The organism is Clostridiales bacterium, from assembly GCA_018333995.1.
GTDB lineage: Bacteria > Actinomycetota > Coriobacteriia > Anaerosomatales > SLCP01 > JAGXSG01.
Map to the genome: position 1 here is coordinate 1 of JAGXSG010000028.1, position 13009 is coordinate 13009.

The following is a 13009-nucleotide window of genomic DNA, read 5'->3' on the forward strand; positions in this document are numbered from 1 at the left end:
GTCTCGGGATGTGATGGACACGCCTACCGTCGTCAGGAGAAGCAGCGTTTCGGCCAACAGGCGTTGGCAAGCGTGTCTCGCCCTGGTCCTCGCTGCGTGTTTCGTGTGCTTGGCCGGTTGTGACAGGGCAACTCAAGGCCCGACCGAAGTCGCGGAAGACGTGTCCGCCCCCACGAGGCTGGAAGCAGCTGTGGAGTCGTTTAGTGAGGCTCTCGGCCTCCAGGACGATGCGATTCTGTCGTCGCATTCGGCTGAGCCTGACGGCGAGATGCGTTTAGGCTTGTATCTGGTGGACTCAGACTTCGACCGTCGCAGGCTATTTCGCGCACTGCTCGCGGTCGAGGAGTACGCATCGGACGACCAGGTGATCGAGTTGTCCGTTACGTATCCCCAACGCGATGGGACCGGCCGCTCTCTCCAGCTCATGTGGAACCGAACAGCTGAGGCTATGACGGTACTTGACGACAAGGTGGATCCCGAGCAGGTTCTCGTCCTCCATGGATTTAAGGAACGACCGTCTCCTGATGGGATTCTGTGGTTCGACTCCGTGGTGTTGCTGGAACACATGTCGCGCGATGCCATCCAGGCGATTGCAGACTCCGACTCGCCCCTTCCCGACCTCGGTGAGAGTGAAGACCTGCTGAGTTGGCCTCCAGCTCAGGCCACCCCGCCGCAGGAGCGCTAACCAACCGCCTCGACAGGCGATGAGGAATTTGGTGCAGAAGGAGCCGCGTTCATTGACGCGCACAGTGGCGAGGTATTGATGGGAGGCATGGGTGGCTACTAGAAGTGATTCACCGTCCGCCGCCCTGGCTCTGCTTCTCAGTATCGCGATCGCTGCGACTCTCTCCATTCCCGTCGGCTGCACACAAGACAGTGAGCAGCGCGTTCGCTCTGCTGCTGCAGGGGCGTTCGGCGACGAGCTTCTTTCGGTTGAGGCCAACGAGTCAAAGGACGCACTCAGCGTCAGCATCGCCCTCAAGTCTTCACGACTTGACGATCAGAACGCTTTCATCATGCTCGACGCGATGGCTGGGACTGCATCCCAGAACGGCGATATCTGGCTGAGTGTTTTGCTTCGTCAAGACGATGGTACCTCCATCGTAGAAGGGTTCCAGTGGGAGAGAGATCTGTTTACCATGTCCCGTTTCCGGAGTCGGCTGGCAACATGGGAGTGGCCCGACGCTTGGGATTTCGCATACTATGCGACTGCCGAGGGCATCACAGAGCAGGAGATTGCTGCAGTAGCGCGCGGCGATACATCGATTCCGGAGTTTGAACCGATACGCTGAAGCGTGGGAAGCGCTATGACGCTTCGTAAACGTTGGTCTCCACAAGAGGATTCGACACATCTGGAATGTCGCGCGTTCGTGCGGTAATATACAAGGTCGGCTGTCCGGGCGCGGTGCTCGGCATGCCGAGGTAATGTTGGCCCCCGACATGTAATGGCACCTGTAGGCGACGGATTGATTGTTCTGTTCTGTAATCGACGATCAGCGGACCTGTAGGCGACGGACATGACCGGTGGGCCCCGATGCAGGAAGGGGCCACCCCACGTGAACGAGTACGGCAACGGCACGGTCATTGAGCACACGGAGTACACCGAGGAGGAGATGCACGCCCTCATCGATGGAACGCTCACTGAGTTCGATGAAGGTGACCTCGTCAGCGGGACGGTCGTGAAGGTTGAGCGCGACGAAGTTCTTCTCGATATCGGCTTCAAGTCCGAAGGTGTAATCCCCGCGCGCGAACTGTCGATCCGCAAGGACGCCAATCCAGCCGACATCGTGTCGGTAGGTGATTCTGTCGAGGCCCTCGTTCTCCAGAAGGAGGACAAGGACGGTCGCCTCATCCTCTCCAAGAAGCGCGCGGAGTACGAACGCGCGTGGAGCCAGATCGAAGAGAAGTTCAACTCCGGCGAGAATGTCGAGGGCGAGGTCATCGAGGTTGTCAAGGGTGGACTCATCATCGATATCGGTCTGCGTGGCTTCCTGCCGGCATCACTCGTCGATCTGCGCCGAGTGAAGGACCTGCAGTCGTTCCTCGGCGAGCGTCTTGACGCGCGCGTCATCGAGATGGATCGCAACCGAAACAACGTCGTCCTGTCGCGCCGCGTGGTGCTTGAGGAGGGCCGCAAGCATGAGCGCGCCGAGATTCTTGGCAAGCTCGCCAAGGGACAGATACTTCCGGGCCACGTGTCGAGCATCGTTGACTTCGGTGCGTTTGTGGACCTCGGCGGTATCGACGGACTCGTGCACATCTCCGAGCTCTCCTGGAGCCACGTCAATCATCCCTCCGAGGTAGTCAAGGTTGGCGACCCGGTCGAGGTCAAGGTGCTCGATGTCGATCTGAGTCGTGAGCGCATCTCCCTCGGCCTCAAGCAGACCCAGCCCGACCCGTGGCAGGAGCTCGTTCAGAAGTATCCTGTCGGCTCGATCATCGAGGGCACCGTCACCAAGCTGGTGCCGTTTGGCGTGTTTGCCGAGCTCGGTGACGGCATCGAGGGCCTCGTGCACATCTCCGAGATGGCGAAGATCCACGTCGAGACGCCGGAGCAGGTGACTGCGGTCGCCGCTAAGATCATGGTGAAGGTCAAGGAGGTCGATCTTGATCGCCGCCGTATATCGCTGTCGATGAAGGACGCCGCTGAGGCGCTCGGCCAGGTGATCGAGGTGACCCCGCTCGAGACTCCCGAGGGTGCCGATGAGGGCGAAGCTGGCGAGGACGTTGTCGAGGCCGAGGAAGCCCCAGAGGCCACGGAAGAGCTGACGGACGCTGTCGAGGCCGAGGAGGCCACGGAAGAGCTGACGGACGACGCTGTCGAGGCCGAGGAGGCCCCGGAAGCCCCGGAAGAGCTGGCGGACGACGCTGTCGAGGCCGAGGAGACCGAGGCGGTCACCGAGGAGAAGCCAGCGGAGTAGTTGCCGCTTCGCACCACCGAGCAGATCATGGGGCCGGGTTTGGCGGAGACGCCGCACCCGGCCCCACGTGTAGAAGGGCGACTAGATGTACGTGCTGGCTGTGACAGGCGGTCTTGGGGCCGGCAAGACGACCGCGGCGGAGTACTTCCGCGGGCGCGGAGCAGTCGTGCTCTCGCTTGATGACATCGCCCGTCGCCAACTCGCGATCGGCACTATGGTCTATCAGCGAGTCGTCGAGGAGTTTGGTGAGAGCATACTTGGCCCTGACGGCTCGATCGACGTCCGCCACCTGGCACGAGAGGCGTTCAGTTCACCTGAGCGGGCCCACGCGCTGAACGCCATCGTACATCCGGCGGTTCTGCGAGAGTTGGCGCCCGGATTGACGGAGATGGGCCTGCTGCTCAACCCCCCGCGCGTCGTCGTTCTCGATGTCCCTCTTCTCGTAGAGGCGCCGGCGTTCGCTGAGCTTGCTACCGATACGCTTGCCATTGCCGCTTCGGTCGAAACACGCGTCGCGCGCGCGATTGCACGCGGGATGTCCGAAGTCGACGTGCGCGCCCGGATCGTGTGTCAGGCCACTGACGCTGAGCGGCAGGCGATCGCCGACTTCGTGATAGACAACGATGGAACCCCTGAAGAGTTCCTCATCAAGCTCGCTCGCTTCTGGGATGAGAAGGTTGATGGTGGGGCGTAGTCATCTGCTTTCGTGGCACCGAGTCGCGCTTGTGGCGTTGCTAGTGGCGCTCGCGGCGCTTGCCTTCACTGCCCTGCGAGGTCCGCAGTGGTTCCAGCGCGTGTTCTATCCGCTCGACCATGTGGATGCGATAGCGAGTTCCGCAGCACGTCATCGTGTCAACCCGTACCTCGTGGCGGCGGTCATCAATGAAGAGTCAGGGTTTGATCCACAAGCCCGTTCGCGCGCCGGTGCTGTTGGACTGATGCAGCTCATGCCCGCGACCGCTGACGAGCTTCGGCTGCGCAGCATCGTGGATTCCGGTGTCGTAGCGACGAGCGATCTTACCGATCCGGCGGTTAACATTGAGTACGGGACCGCGTATCTGCGCTTCCTCATCGAGCGGTACCACGAGGTAGAGATCGCGCTAGCAGCGTACAATGCTGGGCTGCGCAACGCCGATGCGTGGGCGGCGCAAGGCGGAGACATCCGGGATGCCATCACCTTTCCGGAGACGCGCCACTTCGTCGTCCGTGTCGTTCGCGCCAAAGAGCGGTATGAACAGCTCTATCCCGGCGTGTTCGAGTAAGGGGATCGCACTGAAGCGCGAGCGCACCGAGAATCGTTTCGTGGTCACCGCCGACTTCGAGCCCGCGGGCGATCAGCCCGCCGCGATTGACGCGTTGGCGGCTGGGGTCAAAGATGGCGTGCGGTACCAGACCCTGCTCGGCGTGACCGGGTCGGGCAAGACGTTCACGATGGCAAAGACGATCGAAGCGGTCCAACGCCCGACCCTCATCATGGCCCCCAACAAGACCCTTGCCGCCCAGCTCGCCGCCGAGATACGCGAGTTCATGCCGGATAATGCGGTCGTGTACTTTGTCTCGTACTACGACTATTACCAGCCTGAGGCGTACGTGCCAACCACCGACACCTTCATCGAGAAGGACTCCTCGATCAACGAGGAGGTCGAGAAGCTCCGGCACGCCGCAACCGCGGCACTGCTTTCGCGACGGGATGTCGTGGTGGTCGCGAGCGTGAGCTGCATCTACGGCATCGGCTCGCCGGAGGACTATGCTGGTATGGCCGCGTTCCTTCAGCTCGGTGAGGGCTACGATCGCGACCGGCTCATCGGCGACCTCATAGAGATTCAGTACGACCGTAATGATTACGAGCTGCAACGCGGGACGTTCCGGGTCCGCGGCGACGTGCTCGACGTCTTTCCGCCCTATGCGGACCATCCCGTGCGGGTGCAGTTCTTCGGGGATGAGATCGAGCACATTGCTGAGGTTGATCTGGTGACCGGTGAGGTGCTCATGGCTTACAAGTGGCTACCGGTCTGGCCGGCGACCCACTACGTGACCTCGCCTGATCGTCTCAAGACGGCGCTCGGCACGATCGCTTCGGAGCTTGCGGTTCGTCTCGGTGAACTGAAGGCCGAGGGCAAGTTGCTCGAGGCCCAGCGCCTTGAGATGCGCGTCAACTACGATCTGGAAATGCTTGAGACGATGGGATTTTGCTCTGGTGTCGAAAACTACTCGCGGCACCTTGACGGCCGGGCTGCGGGCGAGCCGCCCAACACGCTCATCGATTACTTCCCGGAGGACTTTCTTTGCGTCATCGACGAGAGCCATGTCACGATACCGCAGATCCGCGGCATGTACGAGGGAGACCGCAGCCGCAAGATGACCCTCGTCGAGCACGGTTTCCGTCTTCCGAGCGCGCTCGACAACCGGCCGTTGCGCTTCGACGAGTTCGAGCGAAAGGTGCCGCAGTTCGTCTACGTCTCGGCTACGCCCGGAAACTACGAGGGGACTGTTACGACCCACGTCGTCGAGCAGATCATCCGGCCTACCGGCCTCGTAGATCCAGAAGTGGTGGTGCGACCCGTAAAGGGACAGGTAGATGATCTTATCCACGAGATTCGCACGAGGGTTGAGCGCGACGAACGCGTACTTGTCACGACGCTTACCAAGAAGATGTCCGAGGATCTCTCGGACTACCTGTTCGAACAGGGACTTAAGGTTCGGTACCTTCACTCGGACATAGGCACGTTGGAGCGGGTCGAGATCTTACGTGACCTGCGGATGGGTGTGTTCGACTGCCTGATCGGCATCAATCTGCTGCGTGAGGGACTCGACTTGCCGGAGGTTTCGCTTGTTGCGATTCTCGATGCGGACAAGGAAGGGTTCCTGCGCAACCACCGCTCGCTTATCCAGACCATTGGGCGTGCGGCGCGCAATGTCTCAGGACAGGTCATCCTGTACGCGGACAAGGTCACCGAGTCGATGCGTCTCGCGATGGACGAGACCAATCGCCGCCGAGCGATCCAGGTCGCCCACAACGAGGAGCACGGCATCGAGCCGCGCACGATCCGCAAGGCAATCGCTGACATCGTCCAGTACGTCCGTGAAGGCGACGCCCAGCTCACCACGGCTGCCGAAACCGCTCGGGAACTCGCGAAGCTGCCGCGAGACGAGGTCATGCGGCTTATTTCGACTCTTGAAGAGGACATGGCCGCCGCGGCCGAGTCTCTCGATTTCGAGTCTGCGGCGCGTCTTCGCGATCAGGTCGTCAAACTTCGTTCTGAGATTGAGGCGACGTCAGCGGACGAGGTGCTTGGCAGACTCAAAGAAGGCGCGCGAAAGGGGAGCGCGTACGGAAAGAGGAAGCGCCGCCGGTAGCAGGCACAGCGCGGAGCGCATAGCTGAGCCACCACGCGGGCTCCTTTCGAGGGTACATTCCGAGGAGGTCGAGAGAGGAGAGCGGTGTGACACACGTGATCGAATGTGACGCGCTGACCAAGTCCTACGGCGCCAATCGCGGAATCGAGGAGGTGACTCTTCGGATCGAGCCGGGGACGACCTTCGGGTTTCTTGGCCCCAACGGCGCCGGCAAGACCACTACGATCCGCTGTCTGCTCGGCATGTTGAGACCGACCGGCGGAGAGGCGCGCGTTTTTGGCGAACGGGTGACGCTGGACGGTGCGGCGATCAGGAAGCGTATAGGCTACGTGGCCGGGGACGTGCGCCTCTACGAGCGTGAGACAGGGCGTTGGCACATCGAGCATATCTCCCGGCTCAGGGCTGGCTCGCCGCGATCGGCAGATGAGCTAATCGATCGTCTCGAGTTCGACCCGTCCCGTAAGGTGCGGGAACTCTCGAAGGGCAACAAGCAGAAGCTCGCTCTCGTGCTCGGCTTCATGCACGATCCGGAGTTGCTGGTGCTCGATGAGCCCACCAGCGGACTCGACCCGCTCAACCAAGAGACGGTGTTCGACATCGTGGGCGAGCGGGTCTCGGCAGGAGCGACACTGTTCCTGTCGAGCCACATCCTCTCCGAGGTCGAGCAGGTGTGCGAGAGGGTGGGAATCATCCGCGAGGGACGTCTCGTGGCCGAGGAGGACGTGGGCGGCCTCATCTCGAAGCGCGTGCGTGACCTCGCCGTGACCTTCGACGGCGATGTGCCCACCGGGCTCTTCGACGGAATCGACGGGGTCACTAGCGTAGCTGTCTCGGGTACGTCAACACTCACCGCTCGTGTGAGAGGGGATGTGGTCGACGCGGTAGTCAAACAGCTCGCGCATCATCGGCTCGCTGATCTTTCCATTGCGCATGCGAAACTCGAGGAAGTCTTCCGCGAGTACTACGCGCCGGGCGCTGGAGAGGGTGAGCCGAGATGAGCTGGGCGATACTGCGCGCGACGTTGCGCCAGCGCCGCTGGAGCATGCTGTGGTACTCGCTGGGACTTATGTTCTACTCGTGGGTCATGGTGTGGTTCTGGCCGCAGTTTGGTGAGACGGGCTATGTTGAGCTGCTCGAGAACATGCCACCCGAGCTGATAGCGCTCCTCGGCAGTTCTGCGGAGGATTTCGGGAGTCTTGGCGGTTACTTCGAGACGGAGTACCTCGGTCTCATGTGGATACTCATCGTCTCGAGCGCCGTCATCCTCTACTCGGTCAAGGCGGTCGCCTCCGAGGTGGTGGCGGGAACGCTCGAGTTGACGCTCGCGCAGCCAGTCTCACGCGCGAGCTTCATCTTGGCGCGCATTGCCGGTCTGATCGTGGTGAGCACGCTGCTGACCGTGGCGACTTTCGGCACGATCCAGGTATTTGGGCCGATGTATGGGATAGACCTCGGTGCCCGGACGTTCGCGCTGCTGTACGGGGCTGGATTCCTGTTCATTCTTGCGGTGGGCGGGTTCGCGCTCGCGCTTTCCGCTGGCGCGCGGGATGTTGGCAGGCCTGTCGCGGTGGCGGGCGGCGTACTCGGGGCGATGTGGCTCGCGCACATGCTCGCCGAAGTCTCTGAGGTCGCGAAGTGGTTTGAGCCGTTCAATCTTCTCAAGTATTGGCGGCCTGCCGAGATCATCAACGACCGGACCGTGGGCGCGGAGGTATGGTGGGTGCTCACTGGCGTGGTGGTTACGTCGCTTGCCGTGACGTTCGTGCGCTTCATGCGCCGCGACGTCGCGTAAGAAAGTGCCCCGCATTGTGCGGATTCCTTATGCCTGATCGGAGGTCGTGCCCTCGAGTGCGGCGAGACGGCGCTTGGTGTCCGCGAAGAATGGGAGCGACACACCCACAGCGTCGTAGCGAGTGGACACAAGCTCGCCGAGGAGTACTTCGTGCCGTGCGCTTTCGCCGCATGCGCAGGTAAATACCCCTGCCTCGCGTGCGGTCTGTGCCACGCGGTGAAGCAGTTCGACGACGGCCGGGTGAGCCGGGTCGAAGAGGGGCGCCACTCGTTCACTTTCGCGGTCGAGCGCGAGCACGCACATCACGAGGTCGCTCACGCCCACGCTCACAAAGTCGGCACCGAGCGCAAGCACCTCATGTAGCCGCATCGCCATCGCCGGGGTCTCGACTGAGACTCCCACGCCGACATCTACGTGCGGCTCGAGGCCGGACGCACGGATCGCGTCGAGCGCTGCGGCGTACTCGTGAGTAAATCGAACGAACGGCAGCTTGATGGCGACGGAGGTGGCGCCCGCGTCGAGAGCGGCTCGTATCGCCCGCAACTCGAGGGAGAATAGCTCAGGTTCAGCGAGTTCACGTCCGATCCCGCGCCAGCCGAGAAGGGGATTGCGTTCGTCAGGTTCTTCGTCCCCGCCGTCGAGCCGCCGGAACTCATCAGTCGGTGCGTCGAGGGTCTTGTACCATACGGGCCTTCCATCAAACATGCGGCACGTTTCAACGATGCCGTCGGTGATGGCCTCCTCAAGCGCTCGCGTCTTGCCTGTTCGCACCATCTTTCCAGGGTGTACGCCGGTTTGCAGCAGGAAGTAATCGTTTCGAAGCGAACTTACGCCATCGGCATAAGGGGCGAGCGGGGCCGCTTGCGCCGGAACAAGAACCGAGACAAAGACGTTCATTCGGGTAGGTGGCAAGCCGCCCGTCTCGGCAGGGCTGATCGAGAGGTCGCCTTCGTAGACCACACCGCGGTATCCGTCGACCGTGACGACGTCTCCCTCCGCAAGCACACTCGTCGCCGAGCCGGTTCCGAGGACGCACGCGACACCAAACTCGCGCAGGATGTTTGCCCCGTGGCTCGTCGCACCGCCTTCGTCGACTACCACGGCACCCGCGCGACGCAGGTGCACCGCGAGGTCGTTGGTGAGTCGGCGCGCCACGACCACCGCGCCGCGCGGCACGATCTCGACCTCGTTGCTCCTGATGTGCACGACCTCACCGGAGCCAACAGCGGGGCTCGCGCCGATACCCCGGAGGAGTACGGTGTGTTCGGCGATCTGAGGAAAGATCATCGCTTCATCCGGCGAGAAGACGAGTGGGCGTGATTGTAGGAGGTAGAAGCGTCCCGCCGCAAACGCCCACTCGATGTCTTGGGGAGCGCCGAAAAGCCGTTCGACTTCGCGTGTCCAACCGGCGAGCAGGGCGACCTCGCCGTCGGCGAGCTTGCGTGGACGGGAGGGCCCGCCGCCACGGATCAGCGTCACTCGCCCATCGGCAGGGGAGTACTCGTAGCGCTCGGGAGTAACCTCTCCGGACACGAGATCCTCAGCCATCCCCTGTATCGCCTCGACGATGACGACGTCGGCCTCTCGACGTGCGGGGTCACGTCCGAAAGCGAGGCCGGAGCGCTCTGAGCTAATCTGGCGCTGAAGAACGACGGCGACCTCGGTCTTGCGCGGATCGTGACCAAGGTCTCGGGCGTAGTGAACCGCACGCCGGTTGAACGCCGATGCCCAGCACCGTTTCACCGCCGCGTAAAGCCCCTCGGGACTGTCCACGCCGGTGATCGACGAGAGCATGCCGGCGTAGCTCGCTGACGCGCTGTCTTCCACGGTTGCCGAGCTCCTCACGACGATCCCGCCGCCATAAGTGCTGAGCTCAGCGAAAACTTCGGCGAGTCGCGTAGCCAGGGCGAGGGGAACCGGGGTCGCGACAATCGCCGCCCGGACCGCGTCAGCGGCGAGTGAGCGCGCGTGCGTGTCGAGTGCCTGGTCGCCGAGGGCGGTGATCGCCGAGGCGATTTCGGGCTCGGTCGTGAAGCGCGCGAACTCCGAAACTGGAACCACCCAGGCGGCAGGAACGGGGAGGTCGCTCATTGCGAGGCGAGCCAGATTGGCCGCCTTGCCGCCGACGGCCGACGCATCGAGCTTCGCAGCTTCGTGGAGGGTGATGATCGTGTCGTCAGGCACGCGAGCCTCCCATGCCTCCCACGTGGTGAGTATTCCCGGTTGCCCGTTGACGGAACGTCAGCCGTGCGGTATTGATGAACATATGAACACACGCTCAGATAACAGACAAGTTGTAGAGTGCGCCGACGGGTGCGACGTGACCCTGGTTGACGCCGATGCTGTACGAGACGCCAAAGCCGCACTCCCGGCCACGGCTTGCCTCAAGGTGATGGCGGACATCTTCTCCGCGCTTGCGGATCCCACGCGACTGAAAATCCTCTCGGCGCTCGCCGAACGCGATCTGTGCGTGTGTGACCTTGCTGAGGTCAGTGGCGTAAGCCAGTCCGCAGTCAGTCATCAGCTCCGTTTGTTGCGGGACCGGGACCTCGTGGTGTTTTCCCGTGACGGGAGGCGCGCGGTCTACACCCTCTCAGACGCCCACGTCGCCACACTCCTCGAACAGGGACGCGAACATGCGGGTGAGAGGGCGTGAGCACCGCCGAGTCGACATCTGTCGCGACAGCAATCTACCGGCTGATCGGACTTGATTGACCGGATTGCGCGCGCACCGTGGGTGCGGCGGTAGAGCGGGTCGCGGGAGTGGTGAGTGCCGAGGTCAACTTTGCCAGCGGCACCATGGTGCTTGAGTACGACCCCGCTACCGACCCCCGCGAGCGGGCACTCGAGATCGTGCGGGCGACTGGACACCGTGTCGAACCGCTCGCCGGTGTGCGGACCGTTGAGAGTCCGACACCCACGTCATGGTGGACCCAGTACGGACACCTCGCATCGACTATCGCGTCGGGTGGACTGCTCGCGCTTGCGTGGGGAGTTGGGCTTGCGCATTTCCCGGGCGCTTCCTTTGTCGAGGTTGCCCTGTACGTGCTTGCGATCGCGACGGGGGGGTGGCTCGTCGTGCGTCGCGCGATCGTCTCATTGCGTGCACGTTCACTCGACATGAATGTACTGATGACGGTCGCGGTCATCGGTGCCGCTCTGATCGGCGAGTGGGCAGAAGGAGCGCTGGTAGTATTCTTGTTCGCCTTCGGGGGGATGCTCGAGTCCCGCTCGCTCGAGCGCACGCGACGTTCGATCCGCGACCTCATGGACCTTTCCCCCCCGGTTGTACGCGTTATTGAAGAGGGGCGTGAGATCGAGCGCCTTGCGGCCGATGTTGTTCCCGGCACCTTGGTGCGCGTCCGTCCCGGTGAACGGCTGGCCCTCGACGGCGAGGTCGTCCGGGGATCGTCCGCGCTCGACGAGAGTCCGATCACAGGTGAGTCACTGCCGGTCGAAAAGGGTCCGGATGACCCGGTCTGGGCTGGCTCCCTTAACACGTCAGGGGTTCTTCAGATCCGCGTCACCGCTCGCGCGCAGGACTCCACGTTGGCGCACATCATCTACCTTGTAGAAGAAGCGCAGGCCTCCAAGGCACCGGTACAGCGGCTTGTTGACCGCTTCAGTTCCGTATACACCCCAACCGTGATCGCGCTTGCGGCGTGTGTGGCCCTCGTTCCCCCAATTGCGGGAATGCTTGCCGGACAGCAGTGGGGTGGTTTCGACGAGTGGTTTTACCGAGCGCTTGTCATGCTTGTGGTCGCGTGCCCATGTGCGCTCGTGATCTCAACACCGGTCTCGATCGTATCGGCGATCACGCGTGCAACACGTGATGGCGTGCTCGTCAAGGGAGGCGCGCACCTCGAGACTGCCGCCCGGGTCAAGGCAGTCGCATTTGACAAGACGGGAACACTCACGCGCGGCTTACCAGAGGTTGTTGATGTAATCGCGCTGCGGGGTGCGGCTGTGTCTCGGATCCTGGAAACGGCCGCGGCACTCGAAGGTTTATCGACACATCCGCTCGCATCAGCGGTTGTCCGAGCCGCTCGCGGGGATGAGGGCAGCGTCACTCAAGCGTCTTCTGTTCCGGCGGGCGAGGAGGTGAGCGGTTTTGAGGATATTCCTGGCCAAGGAGTAAGCGGTGTTATCGCGGGTACCCGGTATGCCGTGGTAAGCCCCGGATGGGCGGCCGCGCATGGCGTTCTCGACCAGACCGCTCAAGCAGAGGTGGAGGGTTTGGAGAGTAACGCGCGCACTGTGCTCGTCGTAGTCGCCGACGGAAGCGCCATCGGACTCATCGGCGTGGCTGACGAGGTACGTGCGGAGTCACCCGCAACGGTTGAGGCGCTTGGCGATCTCGGCATACAGCACGTCGTTATGATTACTGGCGATAATGACCGGACAGCCGCGGCGGTGGCGCGCTATGCGGGCGTACGGGAGTACCTAGCACGTCTCCTCCCCGCCGAGAAGGTCGACGCGGTTCGCGCGCTCAAAGACCGCTACGGCACTGTGGTGATGGTCGGCGACGGGATCAACGACGCTCCCGCGCTCGCCGCCGCCGATCTTGGCATTGCCATGGGTGCGGCCGGAAGCGACACCGCGCTCCAGACCGCAGACGTCGCGCTGATGTCCGATGACCTCACCCAGGTGCCGCGCTTCCTCGACTTGGGGCGGCGCACGGTCAGAATCATTAAGCAGAACATCGCCACTTCCATCGTGATCAAGTTTGCGGTGCTTGGCCTGGCAGCGAGTGGACATGCGACACTATGGATGGCCGTGTTTGCGGACACCGGAGTGTCGCTGCTCGTGATTCTCAACGGAATGCGTTTGTTGCGGGACCGCCGTCATAAGTGGAGGACTTCCGGACCTCAAGTGGAAGGTACTTCGTGAGCTAGAGTTCGTGTAGTGCGGAGACTCCCGGAGACGGGGAGAGAAAGCC

Annotated in this window: 10 protein-coding genes and 1 pseudogene; 10 read left to right on the top strand and 1 reads right to left on the bottom strand. The window is 62.7% G+C overall.

Annotation, left to right across the window (positions count from 1 at the left end):
• The first annotated feature begins 190 nt into the window (after positions 1 to 190).
• The 8 genes and pseudogenes from KGZ40_07355 to KGZ40_07390 all read left to right on the top strand — a co-directional run bounded on the left by KGZ40_07355 (position 191) and on the right by KGZ40_07390 (position 8070).
• Positions 191 to 685 (top strand): hypothetical protein, encoded by a 495-nt coding sequence (locus tag KGZ40_07355; GenBank protein MBS3957330.1) that lies wholly within the window; start codon positions 191 to 193, stop codon positions 683 to 685.
• Between the two features lie 91 nt (positions 686 to 776).
• The gene (locus KGZ40_07360) at positions 777 to 1292 is read left to right on the top strand and encodes a hypothetical protein (GenBank protein MBS3957331.1); all 516 of its coding nucleotides are present in this window, start codon (positions 777 to 779) and stop codon (positions 1290 to 1292) included.
• Between the two features lie 225 nt (positions 1293 to 1517).
• Positions 1518 to 2657, top strand: a pseudogene (rpsA, locus tag KGZ40_07365) (30S ribosomal protein S1).
• A 349-nt stretch (positions 2658 to 3006) separates the two neighbouring features.
• Positions 3007 to 3615, top strand: a complete 609-nt coding sequence (gene coaE / locus KGZ40_07370) for a dephospho-CoA kinase (GenBank protein MBS3957332.1) — start codon at positions 3007 to 3009, stop codon at positions 3613 to 3615.
• Positions 3602 to 4183, top strand: a complete 582-nt coding sequence (locus KGZ40_07375) for a lytic transglycosylase domain-containing protein (GenBank protein ID MBS3957333.1) — start codon at positions 3602 to 3604, stop codon at positions 4181 to 4183. The genes coaE and KGZ40_07375 overlap by 14 nt, the downstream gene beginning before the upstream one ends.
• Positions 4152 to 6278 carry an excinuclease ABC subunit UvrB gene (gene uvrB / locus KGZ40_07380; protein ID MBS3957334.1) on the top strand — a complete coding sequence of 709 codons (2127 nt, stop codon included), beginning with the start codon at positions 4152 to 4154 and terminating at the stop codon, positions 6276 to 6278. Before KGZ40_07375 ends, uvrB begins: the two co-directional genes overlap by 32 nt.
• Before the next feature lie 86 nt (positions 6279 to 6364).
• Positions 6365 to 7276, top strand: a complete 912-nt coding sequence (locus KGZ40_07385; GenBank protein MBS3957335.1) for an ABC transporter ATP-binding protein — start codon at positions 6365 to 6367, stop codon at positions 7274 to 7276.
• Positions 7273 to 8070, top strand: coding sequence for an ABC transporter permease subunit (locus tag KGZ40_07390; protein ID MBS3957336.1), 798 nt, complete (start codon positions 7273 to 7275; stop codon positions 8068 to 8070). Before KGZ40_07385 ends, KGZ40_07390 begins: the two co-directional genes overlap by 4 nt.
• 27 nt (positions 8071 to 8097) lie before the next feature.
• Here KGZ40_07390 and KGZ40_07395 read toward each other — a convergent pair whose 3' ends face one another.
• Positions 8098 to 10254, bottom strand: a complete 2157-nt coding sequence (locus tag KGZ40_07395; GenBank protein MBS3957337.1) for a hypothetical protein — start codon at positions 10252 to 10254, stop codon at positions 8098 to 8100.
• An 82-nt stretch (positions 10255 to 10336) separates the two neighbouring features.
• Between KGZ40_07395 and KGZ40_07400 the strand changes: the two genes are divergently transcribed.
• Positions 10337 to 10726 carry a winged helix-turn-helix transcriptional regulator gene (locus KGZ40_07400; protein ID MBS3957338.1) on the top strand — a complete coding sequence of 130 codons (390 nt, stop codon included), beginning with the start codon at positions 10337 to 10339 and terminating at the stop codon, positions 10724 to 10726.
• 77 nt (positions 10727 to 10803) lie between these two features.
• The gene (locus KGZ40_07405) at positions 10804 to 12960 is read left to right on the top strand and encodes a cation-translocating P-type ATPase (protein ID MBS3957339.1); all 2157 of its coding nucleotides are present in this window, start codon (positions 10804 to 10806) and stop codon (positions 12958 to 12960) included.
• The last annotated feature ends 49 nt before the right edge of the window (positions 12961 to 13009 follow it).

Bases quoted from the DNA above. Each gene is read 5' to 3' on its own strand.
- uvrB (MBS3957334.1), top strand. From the start codon at position 4,152: ATGAACAGCTCTATCCCGGCGTGTTCGAGTAAGGGGATCGCACTGAAG.
- KGZ40_07400 (MBS3957338.1), top strand. From the start codon at position 10,337: ATGAACACACGCTCAGATAACAGACAAGTTGTAGAGTGCGCCGACGGG.
- coaE (MBS3957332.1), top strand. From the start codon at position 3,007: ATGTACGTGCTGGCTGTGACAGGCGGTCTTGGGGCCGGCAAGACGACC.
- KGZ40_07390 (MBS3957336.1), top strand. From the start codon at position 7,273: ATGAGCTGGGCGATACTGCGCGCGACGTTGCGCCAGCGCCGCTGGAGC.
- KGZ40_07375 (MBS3957333.1), top strand. From the start codon at position 3,602: ATGGTGGGGCGTAGTCATCTGCTTTCGTGGCACCGAGTCGCGCTTGTG.